Annotated in this window: 19 protein-coding genes; 8 read left to right on the plus strand and 11 right to left on the minus strand. The window is 42.8% G+C overall.

Translation table 11 applies throughout. The features are described from left to right. Nucleotides 1-6 precede the first annotated feature (6 nt). The 5 genes from L2W36_RS05090 to L2W36_RS05110 form a co-directional block, all read right to left on the minus strand. Nucleotides 7-1896: a putative nucleotidyltransferase substrate binding domain-containing protein gene (locus L2W36_RS05090; RefSeq protein ID WP_236109477.1), complete on the minus strand. Its 1890-nt coding sequence runs from the start codon at nt 1894-1896 to the stop codon at nt 7-9. A gap of 134 nt (nt 1897-2030) precedes the next feature. Then, complete coding sequence (locus tag L2W36_RS05095; protein ID WP_062457275.1) at nt 2031-3221, minus strand: amino acid aminotransferase; 1191 nt, start codon at nt 3219-3221, stop codon at nt 2031-2033. A gap of 264 nt (nt 3222-3485) precedes the next feature. After that, nucleotides 3486-3794, minus strand: coding sequence for a hypothetical protein (locus L2W36_RS05100; RefSeq protein WP_006073723.1), 309 nt, complete (start codon nt 3792-3794; stop codon nt 3486-3488). A gap of 207 nt (nt 3795-4001) precedes the next feature. Then, nucleotides 4002-5402 carry an asparagine--tRNA ligase gene (gene asnS / locus L2W36_RS05105; protein WP_006073720.1) on the minus strand — a complete coding sequence of 467 codons (1401 nt, stop codon included), beginning with the start codon at nt 5400-5402 and terminating at the stop codon, nt 4002-4004. Between the two features lie 124 nt (nt 5403-5526). After that, nucleotides 5527-7146 carry a methyl-accepting chemotaxis protein gene (locus tag L2W36_RS05110; RefSeq protein ID WP_236109478.1) on the minus strand — a complete coding sequence of 540 codons (1620 nt, stop codon included), beginning with the start codon at nt 7144-7146 and terminating at the stop codon, nt 5527-5529. Nucleotides 7147-7480: 334 nt separating this feature from the next. Here L2W36_RS05110 and L2W36_RS05115 point away from each other — a divergent pair, with 334 nt between their 5' ends. From L2W36_RS05115 to queD, 4 genes are read left to right on the plus strand one after another with little or no spacing between them, the layout of a single operon-like run. After that, complete coding sequence (locus L2W36_RS05115) at nt 7481-8095, plus strand: hypothetical protein (RefSeq protein ID WP_236109479.1); 615 nt, start codon at nt 7481-7483, stop codon at nt 8093-8095. Then, a complete protein-coding gene (locus L2W36_RS05120) occupies nt 8085-9110 on the plus strand; it encodes a glycosyltransferase family 2 protein (protein ID WP_031494411.1) in 1026 nt (341 codons plus the stop codon). The genes L2W36_RS05115 and L2W36_RS05120 overlap by 11 nt, the downstream gene beginning before the upstream one ends. After that, on the plus strand, nt 9103-10236 hold the full coding sequence (locus tag L2W36_RS05125) for a hypothetical protein (RefSeq protein ID WP_236109480.1): 1134 nt from the start codon (nt 9103-9105) through the stop codon (nt 10234-10236). Before L2W36_RS05120 ends, L2W36_RS05125 begins: the two co-directional genes overlap by 8 nt. A gap of 59 nt (nt 10237-10295) precedes the next feature. Further along, a complete protein-coding gene (gene queD, locus L2W36_RS05130) occupies nt 10296-10658 on the plus strand; it encodes a 6-carboxytetrahydropterin synthase QueD (protein WP_006073712.1) in 363 nt (120 codons plus the stop codon). Between the two features lie 80 nt (nt 10659-10738). Here queD and L2W36_RS05135 read toward each other — a convergent pair whose 3' ends face one another. The 4 genes from L2W36_RS05135 to L2W36_RS05150 all read right to left on the minus strand — a co-directional run bounded on the left by L2W36_RS05135 (nt 10739) and on the right by L2W36_RS05150 (nt 14615). After that, nucleotides 10739-12100: an L-serine ammonia-lyase gene (locus L2W36_RS05135; RefSeq protein ID WP_006073710.1), complete on the minus strand. Its 1362-nt coding sequence runs from the start codon at nt 12098-12100 to the stop codon at nt 10739-10741. An 89-nt stretch (nt 12101-12189) separates the two neighbouring features. Beyond that, nucleotides 12190-13440, minus strand: coding sequence for an aromatic amino acid transport family protein (locus tag L2W36_RS05140; protein ID WP_038225865.1), 1251 nt, complete (start codon nt 13438-13440; stop codon nt 12190-12192). Nucleotides 13441-13667: 227 nt separating this feature from the next. Continuing rightward, on the minus strand, nt 13668-14261 hold the full coding sequence (locus L2W36_RS05145; protein ID WP_236109481.1) for a CoA pyrophosphatase: 594 nt from the start codon (nt 14259-14261) through the stop codon (nt 13668-13670). 18 nt (nt 14262-14279) lie between these two features. Continuing rightward, nucleotides 14280-14615 (minus strand): Hpt domain-containing protein, encoded by a 336-nt coding sequence (locus L2W36_RS05150; RefSeq protein ID WP_006073707.1) that lies wholly within the window; start codon nt 14613-14615, stop codon nt 14280-14282. A 309-nt stretch (nt 14616-14924) separates the two neighbouring features. On the opposite strand from L2W36_RS05150, the gene L2W36_RS05155 reads away from it, so the two are divergent. Next, nucleotides 14925-15794 carry a sigma-70 family RNA polymerase sigma factor gene (locus L2W36_RS05155; RefSeq protein ID WP_236109482.1) on the plus strand — a complete coding sequence of 290 codons (870 nt, stop codon included), beginning with the start codon at nt 14925-14927 and terminating at the stop codon, nt 15792-15794. A 14-nt stretch (nt 15795-15808) separates the two neighbouring features. Here the strand turns inward: L2W36_RS05155 and L2W36_RS05160 are convergent, their stop codons facing one another. Both L2W36_RS05160 and L2W36_RS05165 read right to left on the minus strand, forming a co-directional pair. Continuing rightward, nucleotides 15809-16189: a hypothetical protein gene (locus L2W36_RS05160; protein WP_236109483.1), complete on the minus strand. Its 381-nt coding sequence runs from the start codon at nt 16187-16189 to the stop codon at nt 15809-15811. A 102-nt stretch (nt 16190-16291) separates the two neighbouring features. Beyond that, the gene (locus L2W36_RS05165) at nt 16292-16651 is read right to left on the minus strand and encodes a hypothetical protein (RefSeq protein ID WP_236109484.1); all 360 of its coding nucleotides are present in this window, start codon (nt 16649-16651) and stop codon (nt 16292-16294) included. A gap of 159 nt (nt 16652-16810) precedes the next feature. Between L2W36_RS05165 and L2W36_RS05170 the strand changes: the two genes are divergently transcribed. The 3 genes from L2W36_RS05170 to L2W36_RS05180 all read left to right on the plus strand — a co-directional run bounded on the left by L2W36_RS05170 (nt 16811) and on the right by L2W36_RS05180 (nt 20940). After that, the gene (locus tag L2W36_RS05170) at nt 16811-18784 is read left to right on the plus strand and encodes an EAL domain-containing protein (RefSeq protein WP_236109485.1); all 1974 of its coding nucleotides are present in this window, start codon (nt 16811-16813) and stop codon (nt 18782-18784) included. Nucleotides 18785-18811: 27 nt separating this feature from the next. Next, nucleotides 18812-20245 (plus strand): hypothetical protein, encoded by a 1434-nt coding sequence (locus L2W36_RS05175; RefSeq protein ID WP_236109486.1) that lies wholly within the window; start codon nt 18812-18814, stop codon nt 20243-20245. A gap of 155 nt (nt 20246-20400) precedes the next feature. Beyond that, nucleotides 20401-20940, plus strand: a complete 540-nt coding sequence (locus L2W36_RS05180; protein WP_236109487.1) for a heme NO-binding domain-containing protein — start codon at nt 20401-20403, stop codon at nt 20938-20940. Nucleotides 20941-20947 lie beyond the last annotated feature (7 nt).

Genomic DNA, 20947 nt, shown 5'->3' on the forward strand with positions numbered 1-20947 from the left:
TTGAGCCTACTTTAACGCGTTATTGGCTTGGTAACGGAATTTGAGGAAATTTTGACCGTTACTTAGGATCTGGAACGCGTCTTTTAAGTTTCGACGTTCAAAGTCAGAAAGGTTTTCTGGTTCGATATTGTTATCTGGTTCTATGCCTTGCTCTACGTCGATAGCTTGGTGGCTAATGCGTACCATAGAGATAAACTCAAGCGCGTCTTTGAGATCTCGAGCACGGCCTTTGGGTAATATTCCCGCTTCATGAATGTCGTCCAGTCGTTCAAATGAATTAGTAGAGCGAGAACCTACCGCCAACGCGTGTACTCGTATTAGGTCGACCAAAGGTGCAGTACCACGACGTTTGAGGTTGATGGAGTTGTTATGTTGACCATCTTTTTCCATCACAAAATCTTTAAAGAAACCGAGAGGCGGTTTTCGGTTTAAGGCATTTCGCGCCAAGCAGGCGAGGAATCGGTTGTTACGACGAGCACGGCGGACAATAAAGCTATTTAGTTGCTCGGCCCATTTCAACTTGCCGTACACACCATCGAGGTCAAAGAAGATCGATGCATTCAACAGGGCTTTCGGGTTAGGATCATCAATCCAATCAGAGAAACACGCTTCCCACTCTTTGCGAGTCATGCGCCATTCCGGGTTGGTGGCCATAATGTCACCCGTGCAGTAACTGTACCCACAGTCTGCTAGAGCATCACAAATGAACTTAGCAAAGGCTTCGAAGTACTTCCCATGTTTCTTCTCATCGTAGCTGTCATCAAGAATAATGGCGTTATCCTGGTCTGTGACGACAAGTTGTTCGTCTCGTCCCATTGAGCCAAGTGCTAAGAAGCAGTATGGGATAGGCGCACTTCCGAGTTCTTCTTCTGCAAGTTCAATTATGCGCTGCTTGAAGCTTCGGCCAATGACCGACATGGCGGTTCCTACCATGTGAGCATTAGCATCTTCGTTAACTAAACGGACAAAGCTGTCTCCAACTTGTTCGGAGAGCGATTTAAGCTCTTCAACGGACTGTTGTTGGAAAATACTGCTTACCAGTAGTAACGAGTTCTGCGATTCGTAACGGACGATATCGGTAGTTTCTATGATGCCGATAGGCTGTTTGTTTTTGAGTACCGGTAAGTGATGCACGTTATAACGAAGCATGGTAAGCATGGCTTCGTAAACATAAGCATTGTGGTCGAGAGAAATCACATCTGTAGACATCACGCTACCCACTTCATCTTGTGGGTCAAGGCTCTCTGCTAGCACACGAGTACATAGGTCCCGATCAGTGATAATACCGAGGACCGGAGAAGTGTCTTCCTCATCATTGCCTACAATTTCTGGGTCAATGATCAGTAACGATGATACTTGTTCGTCCGCCATTAATCGTGCAGCGTTTTGAATGGTACTGGAACGCTCAATAGTTGGAGCGTCACGCGTTAGTAAAGTTCTTACTTTGGATGTGGTCAGGTCATTCTCATTGGTGTTGTTGGATACCGCTTGGCGTAGACGTACCGTATCCTCTACTTCTACAAAATCAGCAAATGAGTCGAAGCCGTCATAGAGCTCTTGGAAGATCTCGGCTGACAAGCAGTAAACTAACGTGTCTTCGACAGCTTTTGCAGGAAAACGGACTTTGTTGTTGGTTAGCAGTCCCATCTGCCCAAATAGGTCTCCCTCATCTAGGCGATTGTAGAGCTCTCCTTTTCGACGGTAGATTTCAACCACACCGCTGCGAACCATATAAAGGTCGTGAATATCATCACCAAAGTGGATGATGGGGGTATCTTGTCGGTAGTAAGCGATTTCCATATGTTGAGAGACATAAAGTACGGTCTCTTCTGGAAGTTCGTCAAAAGGAGGGTGGGAGGCTAGGAAGTTTTGAATTTCCAAGATTTCTGCGTCCATGTGCGGCCTTAGCTGTCGGTCAATGCTTTAATACTACACGCAGATACAAAAAAGGTCAGCCGAAGCTGACCTATTATTTATGCCTTATAGCTGCATTTGTTCAATGCTAACGTCTTGATTCTATGAGCTAGAGCTTATAGAACTGCGGCGATACCTTTACATAGTGGACCCATGTTTGACTTTGTCATACCAGCAACACTGATACGTCCAGAACCAACGATGTAAATACCGAACTCTTCTTTTAAGCGGTTAACTTGCTCTTTAGTCAAGCCTGAGAAAGAGAACATGCCATTTTGGCGCTCGATGAAGCTAAAGTCTGCATCTACGCCTTCAGCTTTAAGAGTTTCAACGAATAGTTCACGCATTTCTTGGATACGGTCGCGCATTTCTGCCACTTCTTGTTCCCATTCTGCGCGCAATGCTTGGTCATTTAGAATGTGAGTGACTACTGCAGAACCGTGCGCTGGTGGGTTAGAGTAGATTGAACGAATGATGCTCTTAACTTGAGAGAAAGCCGTAGTTGCTACTTCTTCTGAAGTCGCAACCAATGTGAACGCACCAACACGCTCGTTATATAGACCAAAGTTCTTAGAGAAAGAGCTTGCCACTAGAATCTCTTTGTTGTGTTTAGCGAACGCACGTAGACCTTGAGCGTCTTCTTCTACACCTTTAGCAAAGCCTTGATAAGCAAAGTCAAATAATGGGATTAAGCCTTTTTCTGCAACAAGTTTAGCTAATTGGTCCCACTCATCGGCAGTAGGATCGATGCCTGTTGGGTTATGGCAGCAACCGTGTAGCAACACAATGTCGCCAGCTGACGCTTGTTCAAGATCTGCAACCATGCCTGCAAAGTCTTTATCTTTAGTTTCAGCGTCGTAGTAACGATATTGAGCGGTTTCGATACCTGCAGCGCTAAATACGCCATTATGGTTCGCCCAAGTAGGGTTGCTGATCCAAATCTTCACTTCACCAAGCTGACGCTTGATGAACTCACCAGCAACACGAAGTGCGCCAGTACCACCTGGAGCTTGAGCTGTTTTGGCACGTTTTTCGGCAACGATCTCTGAATCAGCGCCGAAAAGCAGTTTTTGAACAGCTAGACCGTATTCAGCTGTCCCTTCAATCGTTAGATAAGATTTGGTTTTCTCAGTCTCCAGCAGTGCCGCTTCTGCTTTCTTAACAGTCGCTAGAACGGGAGTTTCACCTTGTTCATTCTTATAGATACCAACACCTAGGTTAATTTTCTCTGCGCGAGTGTCTTTTTTAAACTCTTCTGTAAGACCAAGGATTGGATCGGCGGGTGCTGCAACAACTTTTTCAAACATATTCTTCATCCATGTTAATTGAAGGGGCAATCAAAACGTTTGTTAACAAACGACAACAGCCTATTTATACCTTTCAAGGCTATAGGAGACAACCACATTAAAGAAGAAAACAGAAAATTATTTTGATTTGAAACAGAAAAGGACACTAATTCATTGTTTGTGTATGTAAAGTTCTAGAAATAGTGTTTGAGTTGCTAGGTTAAGTTATAACTAACGTGCTCTTTATGCAGCAATGGAAAGCACGTTAGCTAAGATAGATAACGATTAATCGTCTTTGCCTTTAAGCTCGTGCTCAGATTCTACAGCTTGAGTTTCTATATCTGGGTTTTGGTCTAATTTATCTTTTAGCCATTCGTTGAGATGTTTAACAATAGCGGTTGTTGCATGCTCTTTTGTTGCGCTTTCATTGTCATCCACTTCTAGCGCTTGTTTTGGGTGCAATCCGGTTTCATCTTCGGCAACATGTAGCCAATCAGGATGCCAGTAATATGGTTGACCACTTGAAGCTTGCCATTTATGAACGCCGTCTGATTCACCATAGTATTCAATGTCTTTTACTGTAAATTTTCCCATCATGAGACCTCGTTCTATATAAAGTTTACACTCTAAATGTAGTGCTAATAGAATGAATTACCAACTGAATATTCGATTCGAATTTGCAAATTAAGCATTCAGTTATCCGCTCTTGAATTGGCATATGATGAAACAAAAAAGACCACCATAAGCGGTGGTCTTTAAATTGGATTCTATCTCTGCTCGTAAGAGCAAAATGAGTAAGAACTAGAAGTTCGCGCTGCGAGGTGCACGTGGGAACGGAATAACATCGCGGATGTTTGCCATGCCAGTCACGTAAGATACTAGACGTTCAAAGCCTAGACCAAATCCTGAGTGAGGTACTGTGCCATAACGGCGAAGATCGCGGTACCAGCTCATGTGCTCAGGGTCGATACCCATTTCTACCATACGCTTGTCTAGAAGTTCTAGACGTTCTTCACGTTGAGAACCACCGATGATTTCACCAATGCCCGGTGCCAGTACGTCCATAGCCGCTACTGTTTTACCGTCATCGTTCATACGCATGTAGAACGCTTTGATGTCTTTCGGGTAATTCTTAACAACAACTGGTGCGTTGAAGTGCTCTTCCGCTAGGTAGCGCTCATGCTCAGAAGACATATCGATACCCCATTCAACAGGGAACTCGAACTCTTTACCTGAATCAAGCAGGATTTGAATTGCGTCAGTGTAGTCTACCTGCGCGAAGTCAGATTCTACAAACTTCTCTAAACGAGTAATTGCTTCTTTGTTGATGCGTTGAGCAAAGAACTCAAGATCATCACGACGTTCTTCCAATACCGCTTTGAACACATATTTCAGCATGTCTTCAGCCAGTTTCGCTGCGTCATCAAGGTCTGCAAACGCGACTTCAGGCTCAACCATCCAGAATTCCGCTAGGTGACGGCTAGTATTTGAGTTTTCAGCACGGAAAGTTGGGCCGAATGTGTACACTTTGCTTAAAGCACAAGCATATGCTTCAGCGTTAAGTTGACCAGATACCGTCAGGAATGTTTCTTTACCGAAGAAATCTTCGTTGAAGTCTACATCGCCTTGCTCTGTCAATGGCAGGTTAGCCATATCTAGCGTAGAAACGCGGAACATCTCACCAGCACCTTCTGCATCAGAAGCCGTGATAAGTGGTGCAGACATCCAGAAATAGCCTTGCTCGTGATAAAAGCGATGGATAGCTTGAGATAGGCAGTTACGTACTCGCGCAACAGCACCAATAACATTGGTACGTGGACGCAGGTGAGCAACTTCACGCAGATACTCGATTGAGTGACGTGTTTTCGCCATCGGATAAGTATCAGCATCTTCAACCCAACCAACAACCTTAACGTCTGTCGCTGCAAGTTCGAAGTCTTGACCTTTTGCTGGAGACTCTACGATGGTACCTGTTACTTCAACAGAACAGCCTGTTGTTAGCTTCAGTACTTCATTCTCGTAATTATTAAGATTATTAGGGACCACGGCCTGAATCGGGTCGAAACAAGAGCCGTCGTAGATGGCAAGGAAAGAGATTCCAGCTTTGGAATCACGACGTGAACGGATCCAGCCGCGTACAGTGACTTCACTGTCAACAGCTAGCTTACCGCTTAGTACGTCAGTTACAGGCGCGTAAGTCATGTTATTAATCTTCTCCATGGAGGTAACAATACAACCCAATGACTTTGGCTAACATTTAGCCAATTCATTGGGTTGCTACTAAATTTCTTTTCAAAGGGACATATTACCTGTCAATTTTTACGGTTCAACCTTTATTGTGGTTATTCAGCATAAATTGATTCAGTAACGTATCGAGTTGGTGGGAGAGTTGCTGCAAATCCATGCTAATTTGGTGAGTTTGAGTCGCCGAGTCCGAGGCTTCATTGGCATGCTCACTAATTACGACGGTTTTTTGACCAACGTTTTCGCTAGTTTCTCGGTTAGCTTGTATTTGCTCTTGCACTTGACTAGCTATGTCAGTCGTAGCCTCAATTTGAGATACAACGGTCTGCATTTTATCTGCCAGTGCTTGAACCTCATCCGCTCTTTGGTGAGCTGTTTCGGAGACGTTTCGAACCGCTTGAACAGAATGGCTACTGCCTTGTTGGAATTTGGCAATGATATCTTCAATATCATTAGTCGCTTGCGTGGTTCTGCTAGCAAGAGAGCGAACTTCATCTGCTACAACCGCAAAACCACGCCCTTGTTCCCCAGCTCGCGCAGCTTCAATAGCAGCGTTGAGTGCAAGCAAGTTTGTTTGGTCTGCGATACCTTTGATTGTCGACAGAATTGCTGAGACTTGCTCTGTCTGTTCATTAAGCTCAGAGATATGAGAGGAGACTTGAGTAATGTCTTGTACCAACGACTCGATATCATTACTTGCAGATTGAGCTTCGGTGCTGCTCGCCTTTGTCAGTTCACACGTCTCTTGCATCAACTGCGATGCACGTTCGGTTGCGTTACTGACTGTAGCCTGTTGCTGTTTCAGCATCTGCATGTTGGATTCTACTGCTGCGGTTTCGTCAAGCTGACGTTTTGCGACAGACTCGTTGCTTTCCGCAATGTCTGTTAGTTTGTCGGCATTTGCGCTGACGGTTTGCGCTGTAGTTTGTACTTTAGTCAGGCTGTCTGAGACTGTGTCCAGAAATGCATTGATGTCATTGGTTAAATCACCGACTTCATCATTTTGTCTTTGCGATAATCTAATGGAGAGATCCTTGCTGCCACTAACACGAGTCATAAATTTGGACGTGGTCTGCACGGGTCCAACAATAAACCGACGAGCAATAAAGATCGTTGCTAAGTAACCAAGAAACGCGATGGCGGCCATAATAGCGACAGCAATAGCGGTTCGCTTATTAATGAATCCATTGACTTGATTCAAGTTGTATTCGATGCGAATGGCACCCAATACTTCGCCTTCTTCTGTCATGTGGCAGGTAATGCAATTAGTACCTCGATAGTTGGTGCTTGCCTCCATTGGTAGGGCAACGACTAGGCCGCTTCCCCAATCTGCTTGGAACGGCTCTATAACCGTTTCGCCATTGAGGGCACGTTTATCGATGTCATCGACCGGCACTTGGTTTTCTAAACCTTGTCCATATAGCTTGGAAACAGCATCTCCTCTAAGAACACGAACGTTTTCAATATTCTCCTGAGCTAGTGCTTTATTTCTCAGCGTTTCTTTTTGAGCCATGGTACCTGTGAGCATCATCATGTTTAAGCTATCGAAATAGTTACTTGCTTTGTCATGAAGTTGTTCACTGAGGACTGAATAGATGAGATCCCTTTGTTGGTTATATTGATAAGTTGTCGAAATAATAACCACTGTTCCAAAGACCAATATAAGCGCTATTAAAAGTTTATTTGTAATTGTTAGACGCATAGTTTTTATTGTTAATGATATGGGCTGACAGAGTGAATATTAAGTTAACTTACCGGTGCTCTGGAAGGCATTTATTGGTAAAACCTCGAAAAGCTCATGGTTTTTTATGCAACTAATCTTGGAATTGAGAAATGAGACAAATATAAGTTGAGTTGGTATTTGTTCGTATGAGTTTAAATCGACGATGAAATACAAGGTGTGGATGAGTGGTGGTTTGTACCCTAAGTTTAATTATCGGTTGATCAAATCTTAATAAGCTTCTGACTAAATGTTGACAGTCTTTCCGTTAGGCAGGAGTAAAACATCATGAAATGTAACTAGTTGTAAATTAATTATGACCGAACAAAATCTCGAAAACACAACGTCTAGAGGCAATGTTAAAGGTAAAGAGTGTCGACTTAGAATAAGTCTAATCGCCATTCTGATTACGTTGTCTGGCTACTATTTGTGGGTTTTATATTTAGCGGCAACACCTAATGTAACGGTGGGCTATCAAACGTATTACATTGATAAAGCCACGCTTTTTTGGGGCAAGGATAATAACAACTTAGTGCTGCCATTGTCAGGGATTATTGAGCCTGGAGAGCAGTCCCCATTTATTAGTCGTGAAGGCTGGAACTACGACTTACACACCGAGCTTGAGCGTAATAAAATTGAAGGTAGGAGACTGGTTCATTCTGGCGGTGTGTATTTTAACTTTGACCAAAATCCAACTCGTTCCGTGTATGTAAAAATTGATCTAGCGAAAAGCATTACTGAGCCCGTTTACGTTTCCATCGATGGTGAACATAAGACACGATTGGAGCCTATCGGTCAGCTGTCTCTTGCAGCTACATTGCCCGCAGCAAATATCGATGCGGCGCGTCCCATCCAATATATGCAATTTGAAACTCCGGCGAGTCTAACGGTCACCAAAATAACGATTAAGGACGGGGCTGATGAAAAGTAGCAACGAGTTTAGTTTATCCATATTAGTTCCCGTGTTTAATGAAGAAGAGTCGATCATACCTTTTATTGATGCGCTGGATAATGCCCTCAATGGAATGCGTCATCAATTAGATATTGTTTTCGTCAATGATGGTAGCTCTGATCGAACCCGCACAGTTATTGAAGAATTGATAGGCAAAGATAAACGGGTCACTTTAGTGAATTTGGCCCGAAATTTCGGTAAAGAAGCGGCGATGACAGCAGGTCTTGATCATGTTAGAGGTGATGCGTGTGTCATTATGGACGTTGACCTTCAAGACCCTCCTGAACTCATATTAGAGTTTGTTAAAGAGTGGCAGACAGGTGAGTGGGACACTGTTTATGGCGTGCGCGAAGATAGAAGCAAAGACACGTGGATGAAACGAGTCTCTGCTGGTGGCTTTTATCGAGTCTTCAACTGGCTCGCATCAGAAACAACCTTGCCGGAAAATGCAGGTGACTTTCGTTTGATTGATCGAGTAGTGATAGAGGCGATGCGTCAACTACCGGAGAGAAATCGCTTTATGAAAGGCTTATTGGCTTGGGGGGCATTTCGTTCTAAAGGGATTACTTTTAAGCGTCCTGAAAGACATGTTGGTGAAACCAAATTTAATTACTGGAAGTTGTGGAATTTTGCAGTAGACGGTTTACTGAGTTTTACTGCATGGCCGTTGCGAATATGGGGATTTGTAGGGTGTGTGATTTCTCTACTCGCTTTTCTGTTTATGCTAAAGATAGTGATTGGCGCAACCTTCTTTGATATTAAGACTCCGGGATATGCCTCGACTATTAGTGTTGTACTTTTCTTAGGTGGCATTCAGTTGATCTCGCTTGGCATTATCGGCGGCTATATCAGCAGAATGTATCGTGAAATGAAACAGAGACCAATTTACCTTGTAGAAGGAATATATGGTCAATATGACAAGAGAAATAACCCAGAACAACCCCCTCTATCCGGGACGCAGCAAGTCGAGAAAGTGAGTTCAGTCCATGCATAATCCAAACTCTTCAATAATGTTAACCAAAGACCAATGGATAACACTCTTGCTGGCAGTGATCACTAGTCGTATCGTTTTTGCCGCTTTTGGTTTAATAGGAACGTACTCATTCAACCCTGAAGCGATCAAGGACATCGATATTTGGCATCAAATGTGTCGCTTTGACTGTGTATGGTTTAGGCGAATAGCGGAAGATGGTTACGCGCTAGTGCCTAGCTATATGAGGCAAAGCAACGGAGCTAACTGGGCGTTTATGCCCATGTCCCCTTATCTTGCAAAAACGGTGAATTACGTCGTTAATAACATCAATCTGTCATTGGTTTTGGTGTCTAATGTGACCCTCATTGCCGGCACAGCTGCTTTAGTGATGGCATTGAAACAGATGAAACTTAGCAATAATGCGCAAGATACGGCAATATGGTTAATGTGCTTCTCGCCTTATACGGTTTATTCATTAGCGGGCTATTCTGAGCCACTGTATATTGCCTTGGTAGCAGGACTCTTCATTGCTTGTTATCGCCAGAATTGGTTATTGGTCGCTGTATTAGGGATGTTAGCTGCAGTGACTCGAAATCTAGGTGTGATGTTAGTGTTCTCTGTACTCATTATTGGTATCCAGCACTATGGATTAAGTAGTTTTTATCGATTTAAAACTCGCGGTTTGGCAGTTATTGCGGCGATTTGGATCATCCCATTAGGCTTCTTTACTTACATGGCTTATTTGTACTTCCATATGGGAGATGCATTGGCATTCGGTCATATTCAAGTGGCGTGGGGCAGAACCTTTAGTAATCCATTTGTTTGGTTGGAATATGGATTTGAAAGAGGTGGTCCAAAGCTCTATCTCACCATTGTTTCTTTACTTGGCTTCGCACTTAACGGCTATCTAATCTACAAAAAGCGTTATGCTGAAGCGCTATTTATGTTTATCAACTTAGTGATACCTTTATCATCGGGTGTCAATGCGATGCCACGTTATATCTTTGGTTTGTATCCTACTTATCTGGCGATTATCTTGTTGCTTGAATCTTACCCAAGAGCAAAAATGCCAGTACTGTTGTGCGGTGCAGCCATGTCGACATTTATATCTATCGGGTTTTTCTCGTCGTCGTTCTTTACGGTATAGCTTGAGATAGAGCTCGGTTTTCAGTAGGATTGCGTGTCATTTTTTAACAGAGATATCCTATGAAAACTGAGTTGTATAAAGAGTTCATGTTCGAAGCTGCACATCATCTTCCGCATGTGCCAGAGGGCCACAAGTGCGGTCGTCTGCATGGACACTCTTTTTTAGTGCGTCTCTATGTTGAAGGTGAAGTCGATCCGCATACTGGTTGGGTAGTCGATTTTGCAGAGATCAAAGCAGCATTCAAACCAATTTACGATCGTTTAGACCACTACTACTTGAACGATATTGAGGGACTAGAGAACCCTACCAGTGAAGTACTGGCCAAATGGATTTGGGGGCAGCTTAAGCCTAACCTACCGCTATTAAGTAAAGTAGAGATCAAAGAAACGTGTACTGCAGGTTGTATCTACAAAGGCGAATAAACCGCAAGCTGCTAAACGTTACTATGACCATAAAAAAACCGAAGCTCAGGCTTCGGTTTTTTGTTATTGGAATTTACCTATTAGCAAACAACCTTGATTGCCAAACCGCCTTGAGAGGTTTCACGGTATTTAGCATTCATGTCTTTACCCGTTTCAAGCATAGTTTCGATAACTTTATCCAATGACACACGAGGTGCAGAAGCACGACGAAGTGCCATTCGAGTCGAGTTAATTGCCTTAACCGCAGCAATACCATTACGTTCAATACATGGTACTTGAACTTGTCCTGCAACAGGGTCACAAGTTAGACCGAGGTTGTGTTCCATTGCGATTTCAGCTGCCATACAAACTTGCTCAGGGCTTCCACCCATAAGTTCAGCAAGACCTGCCGCCGCCATAGAACATGCAACACCAACTTCACCCTGACAACCTACCTCGGCACCAGAAATCGATGCATTTTGCTTGTACAGTCCACCGATTGCGCCCGACGCAGCGAAGTAGCGGATGTAGTCTTTTTCAGTCACGGTTTGGATAAACTTGTCGTAGTAAGCAAGTACCGCTGGAATGATGCCACAAGCACCATTGGTTGGAGCGGTAACGACGCGACCACCTGCTGCGTTTTCTTCGTTTACAGCAAAAGCAAACATGTTCACCCAGTCAACTACCGACATCGGGTCAGTTGTGGTTTTTTCGGATGTGATCAATTGTTGGCGAAGTGCTGCTGCACGACGTGGAACACGCAGTGGACCAGGCAGAATGCCTTCAGTGCTCATGCCGCGTTCCATACACTCACGCATTGTTTTCCAAATATTAGCGAAGTACGTACGAGTCTCTTCATCTGAGTGTACAGCGTGCTCATTAGCCATAACCAGTGTGCTGATTGATAGGCCATTTTCTTTACACAGTTCTACCAGTTCTTCCGCTGAGTTGAACTCATAAGGAGCTTTTAATGCTGATACTTCTTCTTTTCCGAAGTGCTCTTCATCAACAATAAAGCCGCCGCCAATAGAGTAGTAAGTTTTTGAATACGCTTTTTCGTCATCGATCCAAGCGTGGATCTGCATGCCGTTTTCGTGAAGCTCTAAATTAGTGGAGTGGAAATTCATGCCGCCGTCACGAGGAAATGAAACGGTGTGACAGTGCATGCCAACTGGAAGACGCTCTGTTTCTTCAACACGGGCAATGAAACTTGGGATTGAGTCGATGTCGACTTTTTCTGGTGAGTTACCAGCCAAACCCATAATGATTGCGATATCTGTGTGGTGACCTTTCCCTGTCAGTGATAGTGATCCATAAACATCTACAGTGATCTTGGTGATGTCTCTTAGCTTACCCATTGAACGCAGGTCGTCGATGAACTCTTTACCAGCTTTCATCGGGCCTACGGTGTGAGAGCTTGAAGGTCCAACACCAATTTTGTAGATATCAAAAACACTGATCATACTGATTTACCTCTAGAAAAGCCCCCAAAGTACATGGAGGCTTATATTATCGTTATTGTTTAACCGAGATGTTCAACTGACGAAGTCAATTAAAAAGCGCCGTAGATTACAGAAGTAATCGCTGCAATACCACAGATTGCTGTAAAGATTTGTACAGGTGCTGAAGTTTGGAACTTAGCCATAGCCGGTACTTTCTTCATTGCATATACAGGCATTAGGAATAGGATTGCCGCAATCATTGGCGCGCCCATTGTTTCAATCATGCCTAGGATGCTTGGGTTGATGATAGAAACAATCCAAGTAGTAATAACGATGAATAGTAGAGATGCTTTCTCGATCTTAGAAACTGGTGCTTTAGAACGAGACTTACCTAGACCTACAAGACCTTCGTGTGCACCTAGGAAGTGACCAAAGTAGCTTGAAGTGATTGCGGCGAACGCAACAACAGGGCCAAGGATAGAAATCAGTGGAGATTCGTGAACGTTAGCTAAGTAAGAAAGAACAGAGATGTTTTGCTCTTGAGCAATCGCTAGTTGCTCTGGAGATAGAGATAGAACAACAGAGAATACGAAGAACATTACAAAGCCCATTAGCATCATCGCTGCACCGCCAGTGATCATGTCAGTCTTCTTAACCGCATCTTCACCGTATACACGACGCTGTTCTTTAGAGAACTGGCTAATAATTGGGCTGTGGTTGAAAGAGAAAACAATGATTGGAATCGCTAGCCAGATAACTGCTGGCATTGAACCCCAGTCAGGGCTAACGCTCATCATTGAAGTATTCCAATCTGGGATTAGGTATACAGATAGAGCAAGTAGGATGAATACTAGTGGGTAAACCATCGCGGAAGTCGCTTTCAGCATAAGCTCTTTCCCGAATACTACACCACAAGTCATCGCTGCAATCAGACAGCCTGAAAGCAACCAGCGTGGGATAGATTCCATACCCATTTGGTTCACTAGGAATGAATCAACTGTGTTTGTGATACCTACACCGTAGATTAGAACGATTGGATAGATAGCGAAGAAGTATGCAAAAGTGATGAGGTTCGCACCAGTTTTACCAAAGTGTTCTTCTACTGTGTCGGTAATATCCGCTTCTGGGTTCTTAGCAGAAAGAACGAAGCGAGCTAAGCTTTTGTGTGCAAACCAAGTCATTGGTGCTGCAATTAGGGCTAGGATAACTAATGGCCAAAAGCCGCCAGCACCTGCTTTAATTGGAAGGAAAAGTACACCAGCACCAACCGCCGTACCGAATAGAGAAAGAGCCCAGGTGAAATCCTTATAGGTCCACTTAGACGAAGAACGGCTCGTTGCCGTAGTAGTTGTGGTAGTCATAGTTTGTTACTCATTTTGGGAACAGGAAATAAGTCGGGGGCATTTTGCATGCTTTTCTCACGTGAAAATTAGATCTAGGTCATGATTTGTAGCGGGATATTGATACTAATGATGGATTCGTTATTTGGGTCACGTTTTTTACGTGCCAGAGATTAGATTGACTATTGCGATGCATTAGTAAAACTAATGAAAAATAACGCAATCGATTGGCTGGTGTTGGTGGTCTGTTAACTAAGTTGCAGCTGTGTTTGTAAACTTTCAATAATTTGTGCGGTCACGCCCCAAATGAAGTGCTCTTTATATGGAATAGAGAGAACGCGGTGTGGTTTTCCACGTACAGTAAATTGCAATGCTGACATGTTTTCTGGATGAGCAAGAAACTCAAGTGGTACCTCAAATAGAAAGTCCACTTCATTAGCATCTATCGAAGGGCGGTAATTACTATCCACAAATGCAAGAACAGGTGTAACGTTAAACTGGGTAACGGTGACCAGACGAGGAAGATGGCCAATGATGGATACTTCGTCATAGCGTAAGCCTATTTCCTCTTCAGCCTCGCGAAGAGCAGTGAAGGTTGCGTCTAGGTCATCTTCTTCAACTTTTCCTCCAGGAAAACTAATTTGTCCCGGATGATGCTTCAAATGGCTTGCGCGTTTCGTCAATATGACATGCAGACACTGATTTCTTTCAACTAAACCAATAAGAACGCTCGCTTCCCTGAGCGCTGATTTATCAAGATGTTCCGTCCTTGATTTAGAACCATCATGATAGTCTGCTAACTGATGTAACTGGAATCGTTCTAAAAATTCGTGCTTAGTCATTGGTGCCTTACTGTTTAGTTACACGGCGGAAGCGAGATATTCATTAATTTGTCCCTTGATAACATCGAGCTCTTGAACAACAAACTGAATATCTTCGCTGTTAGGAGCATCACTGTTTCTGGTTGAACCTTCTATAGCTTCGAGTTTTTCGACGGCCTTAGTCTCACCAAAGCTGGCTAGTATGCCTTTTAATGAATGGGCGGTAATAAATAGCTCACTCCAGTTTTGTTCGTTGAACAAGGCTTGGATTTTTTCCGCACCATCCTCGTGTTCTTCCATAAATGCCATGAATACCGCAGCGATGATATCGTCGTCATTATCCATGTAGCCGCGCAATACCTCAAAATCTATCATTGTAGCGTCCCTGTTGTTGTAAAGAGTGAATAAGTAGTGTTCCTAAGTAGATTACCTACCAACTTCAGATAGTTACAAAAATAGTATAGTTCATAGAAAATTAAAATCTGCAGAAACACACGATCTAAACTTGAACGACCATGAAACTAAATTTCTAATACTTTTATACTATTTTTAAGAGAATTTAGCTTATTCGATAGGACTAAATTTTGATGCATAGCATAAACGCGTCTATGCTTATTCGTGCGACTTAGATCACATCAATAATAATTAATTGGCTAGGAGCAGCGCCATACAAAGGAGCTAATCATGAGCACAAGGACAGAAAGGCTTAGCAAACAACATGAAGAGCGTGGTTCGGACTTCTATTCAAAATATATCCATGACGTTGTGGGTATCGACCTGCTATCACCGGAACAAGAGTATCACTATGCGACGTTAGCGCGCAGAGGTGACAAGGCTGCTCGAGACGTTTTAATCGAATCCAATTTACGTTTAGTTGTGAAAATTGCCAGAAATTATACGAAGAGGGGGCTTAGTAATCATACTATTCTTGACCTCATCGAAGAAGGTAATTTAGGACTGATTAAAGCAATTGATAAATTTGAACCCGAGAAAGGGTTTCGTTTTAGTACCTACGCGGTTTGGTGGATTCGAGAGAGTATTGAATCGTCTTTGATGAACACGGGACGAACAGTTCGCTTACCCGTGCATGTTATCAAGGAAATCAATCGACTGTCGAAACAGACAAATGAGATTATTGCCGACCTTCAACGTCCTCCGTCAGTGAAGGAGATTGCTGATAAAACGCTGAAATCTCAAGCACAAGTGAGTGACTTGATCCATATGAGCGGGTTTATAGAATCCAGTTCGTCAGTTGACACTATAGATAAAGAGTTTCAAAGTTTAGAAACTTGTCGTTCTGAAGCTATCCCAGAACCTTATGACTTATGCCACAATGAAAAATTGTTGAAGAGTCTGGAAAGCGTTGTACTTTCTCTGCCAGAAAAATACCGTGATATCGTGATTCACCGCTTTGGTTTATTTGGCAAGGAAGTACTTACACTGGATAATCTGGGAGAAATGTTTGGACTGTCGAAAGAGCGAGTTCGTCAGTTGCAGCAAGAAGGGATTCAAAAATTACAGAACAAACTAAAATTTGATGGCTGGATCAACTAGTTCGAATAACAGAGTTAGTGAATCTTTAAATCATTTTCTACTTGTTTTAATAAAAGCATTAATCTCGCTTTGGAGCTTGATGGCTTCATTGTCGTCATTAAACGTTTGAACGCGGCTCTGTATACTCGATTCTTGATAACAAGCATCAGAGTCGCTTCTAACTTTTTCAAACGAGCCGCACTCTCGCCAGTGTCAAATGAAAGTTCATCGAATTTGCTGGATAGACTTGATTTGTGCTTTTCAAAGCAAGGCGCATATCCTGATAGGTACCAAGCTTCGACCATTTCCCTAACTTCTATTTCTTCGAGTGGTAATTCACTTTCGGTAAAGTTTACTCGCTCAGGAAGTGATTGGTTATACTCCGTATCGAAAATATCGTTTATATACTTATACATACCTATCTACGGTAGCAGTATGGCTAACGTCCGCTATCTATTGATAATATTAAATATAATCTAGCTAAATGAAAATTAAAAGCAATTCCATTTGGTGGCTGATTAATCCTGTGACTTTACACCTACATGTTTTGTTAGCAAGTATTCCAGGTAGGCTTTCTCAATTGAGCCAAACCGCCACAATGAGGCAACTCGCTTTGCTGCGAAGTAGTAGGCTTTGTGTTTGAGCAATGTGTTCAAGATGAGACTAAGCCGAGAAAAGTTGTTGGCGTGCCTCCAGAAGTCTAATTTCGACTTTTTAGCAGTTTGAAACGGCCCCAAGCCAGCATCAATCCAACATCGTAGTATTTCTCTTATTTCGAGCTCTTCCTCCGGAATATCGCCGCTCACCAATTGTACTTGAAGAGGAGGTGTTATCCGATATTGTTCATCGTACACGTCATTGACATAAACGTACTGCATGACTTGCTCCTTTTCTCTCAAATCTAGTGAACAAGCTAGGAATAAATTTGGTGTATTCAACTTTTAATTCATCACCTAAGTTAACTTGATTTCATATTCCTATTACCTAGTTTACTTTTGAACACGTTGTTGGCAGATAACTATAAAAGTGAGAAGCGAATGCTTTCTACCATGTATGACGAAAAGAAAATTTTCTGGTCGGAAGAGCTCTCTGAGATTACCTCGGTAATTTCTAAAGGAGAGTTCTGGCAGAAGGTTTTGCATTGTGAGACAACACAAACCACAGTGCAGCCACCATCAATTGATTATATAAACCAAATTCTATTGTTGATTAGGGATGTCCAGTTCAATGGTCTACCTGCGGCCGTTCCCATTGCCCTTGAGACTACCTCAGAAGATTTGTTTATTGTTAAGTTCGAAATCTATCTAATTTTGGACAACAAAGTAAAAGGAAGTGTTGAGCTTCTATCTCAATCTCAAGCCCAAATAAGCTTATTTTCCATGATTGAACACTTGCTCGACGACCCGCATCGAGGTGTGTTGGTGACCGATCAAAACCATAATGTGCTCTTCACAAACAACCGATTGTGCTACGAGCACAATATTTCTCCTATCAGCGTTTTGGGCAGAAACATAGCGGATATTCAACTGCTGCAAAGTGATGCTAACCATATGGACGTATTCAAAGGAAGAATATCTCTAACCAACCGATGGCAAGGAGCCGTTATTACCCGAGCGAGAGACTCTCAAGTTCGGCTAGAAACAATCAGTGTAAAGAAAATTGAGTTGTCTGATGGTAAACATATTTTTGTCTACATTTTCTTCGGTGAAAACTTTTCTGAAAATACGGCCAACAGCTCGGTAAATACGAACTTTCAGGAAGAGACAGCACAGGATGAAGCGTCTTTTAGAAAAAGTGCAGCAGAGCTGTCAAAGAAGAATGGCAAGCATATAGTGATCAGCTTTAAGCCTCATTTCTACAGTGAGTTGGAAAAAGAATCACGTGGCAAGGTCCTCGCAGCATTGAAGTCGTCACACGATAAAGCAAGTTCCGGCTATTTAGGGCGCAATACTTTCGTAGCACTGGTAAAAATCCGTGAAAGTGATGTTGAAGACCTCGCCACTATTAACATGTGTATTAAGCAGTTTTTTAAGGGTATGCGAAAGTACTTAGATGACCATTTGGTGAATGATATTGCTGATGGTCAAGTTGGCGTTGCCCTTCATGGCTTTAATGGTTGCGGTATTGACGAAGTGATATCGCAATCGGTACAAGCGATGTTTGTCCATGATTCTAAAGTGAGTAGCGTCAATTTCTATGATGAAAAACTGGTTCAAGGCAATATACGCAGAAAGCGTTTGGAGCAGCTACTGATTGACGCGATCCGCAATAAATCCATTGACGTCAACTTTCAACCAATAGTTGATACTCATACTGGAGAAATCGTAAAACTGGAGGCGCTGTGTCGATTTCGCTTTCAGGGTATGTCTTACACGGTTCAAGAGATGATACACCTAGCAGAAGAGCTTAATCTGATATCGGCTCTTGATTTGATGGTGGCAGAGCGGGCGATTGAAGAATTTGTGGGTATTACTTCTGGTATCTCTAAAAAGCTCTCGTTGTCACTAAATTGTTCCATTGCCGAATCAGGCCAGCCTTCGATTCATTTAGCGGAGTTATTTGAGCTTATTCAACGATCTCCAGTAGCCAATGACGATGTGACTATTGAAATTACAGAAACTGCCTATTTCGAAAACAATGCCTATAACGCCAACTTGCTAGAGAAAATTCGTTCAGCTGGAATCAAGATAGCGGTTGATGACTTTGGGACGGGTAGCTCGTCATTCTCTTACTTCAACGACTTTCATTTTGATGAACTTAAAATCGACCGCAAGTTCATCACCAATATCAATGAGATTAAGCAGAAATACTTTGCCGTTAATATGTTGCGTCAGCTCTCACACGACTTGAATATTAAAGTCGTCGCTGAAGGTGTAGAAAAAGTGTCGGAATTGGAGACGTTAAAGTCCATTGACGTCGACTATATCCAGGGCTACTTCTTTTATCGCCCCTTGTCATCAAGCCAGGTACGCGACGTTCTTAAGTATGCTTCTGACACTAAGCGACACTAAATTTTCCCAGACTTACTAGAGTATGTGATGAGTGTAGATAGCTATCGACATCAAGTTGTTGAGTTCCAATCTGGTTTACTCGTTTTTTCGCGAGATTACCTCATTGAGCATGTTGAAAAGCTCAATGGCTTACCGCCTGAGCAAGTACTTTGTGAAAGTGGTGAAGGGATCTTTAGGGATTATGGCAATGGAGTTTATGCTTACTTACCGAAGAAGGAATTCGGTGGAGTGTTGTCACTTCGATGCCTGATAGAAGGTGTGCCACTGCAAGTGCAATGTAATTTGTTATCTGAGCCTCATATTGTGGTCCCTGAACAATTTCAACTAGTGCGAGCTGAGAATAGCCCTATTGGTTACTCTGTCCTTTCGGATGGAACTATTGCCATCAGTCGAGATGCGCTAGTCCACGTTGTCAATGAGAAACTCGGCCAAACAGGTTTTTTTAATTCTAGAAATACATTCGGAGTTAGAACAGTTTCAGCCGCCACGCTAAACTATCGATGCAAACTGACCAAGGAGTTTTGTTTCGTTTCATCACCGCATCCACATTCGATAAACAGTGCTCGGCCCTTGTCTTGTGTTCTTATCGTCGAAGCGATCAATCTATTCAATGAACAGTGTTCTGAGTTAGTCCTAACCCTTGATTTTGCTCTGTTAAAAAACTTAATAGTAAAAACAGAAAACGCTAAGCGATCAGGAAATGCGTTAGAGCAGATAGATCTGGTTGGCTCTCCTTCGCAATTTGCAAGTCCGATAGTCTACGCCGACTCTGTATATTCGTTTTCTAACGAGAGTTATTTACGCCGCTTGCCAGATGGGTCTTTCAGTCAACCAAAGAGTGAGCCCAAAGGATATATTTATTTGTTGTCTGACGCGGTGGAATATATTGCCACTGGAATTTTCATACCACACATGCAAGCAGTGCCGATGCAGGCGAGTTTAAAAGCGTCGAACAAATGGTGTGACATTGAAGTCAATAAAAGGGATTTGATCGCCACCTCGGTGAGCAATCAATGTGTAAAATCCATTCACCAGTTGGTGTTTGAGCACTCTGATTTGGTTCAAGTAAAGTCAGAAAGCGAAGGGGATTTGACGTTATCTTCTGTCAATCGTAGCAAAGGTCTCGGCAAACTCTCTCTCTCTGGCGAGGATGGAGAAAGTAATGACGGCTATTTAACTTTTGATCTGGTCTTTATGCCCAACCTAATTTTCGATAATTGTATTCAAACTAAAACTGGTAACTATTGGGAAGTGTCGACTCGAGAGATCAAAGCCCTTTTGAGTAGGCGAGTTCATAAACGTATCGCACATATCGATGTTAATTGTAGTGATGGGTTAGTCACAGCAAACAACATGCACACCTTTACGTTATGGGCTGTGAACAGCAAAGCGCAAACGCAGCTGAATTTAACACTGAGTTTTGATGATGGAACATTAGGTTTTTCTTCAATCACTATTTAACTAGGTAATTGATTGTGAACACGATTAACTTGGATTTAGTTTGAATAATGTTCTAGAACTTAATAAAGGGAACGAAATACTCATCGAGTCTAGCAAGGATAAGGCTCAATATCGGCAAGAGAGAATTTGACCTCTCAACCTTGGGGAGATTGGCTATGAAAGGAATCATTTTTACCGAGTTTATGGAGCTTGTTGAAGAAAAGTTCGGCTTAGATGTGTTGGACGAAGTACTTGAAATGTCGGGAGATGAAGGTATTTATACCGCAGTAGGTAGCTACGATCATCGAGACCTCGTAAAGCTTATTGTCAACCTAAGTAAAAAGACAGATATTGCTCCCGACACACTGCAGCAGGTGTTTGGTCAAACGGTGTTCAAGGCTTTACTCGCATCTATACCTGAAAGCGCCAGCATTGGCCAAAGTGCATCAACATTTCAATTTATCCGTCATGTAGAGGATTACATTCATGTTGAGGTGAAAAAACTCTACGCCGATGCAGAACCTCCAAAATTCCATTTCATTAGTGAGACAGAAACTGAAATGGTTATGGATTATCAAAGCGCTCGTTGCATGTCTAACGTATGCTTGGGGCTGATCGAAGGCTGTGCCACCCATTTTGGAGAAACATTGGATGTCAAAATGAGCCCTCAAACAGAAGACGGAAGCGTCGTTCGGTTTAGCTTATCTTTAGTGTAAAGAAATA

This window comes from Vibrio sp. McD22-P3 (assembly GCF_021568915.1).
In the GTDB taxonomy this organism is placed as follows: domain Bacteria; phylum Pseudomonadota; class Gammaproteobacteria; order Enterobacterales; family Vibrionaceae; genus Vibrio; species Vibrio mediterranei.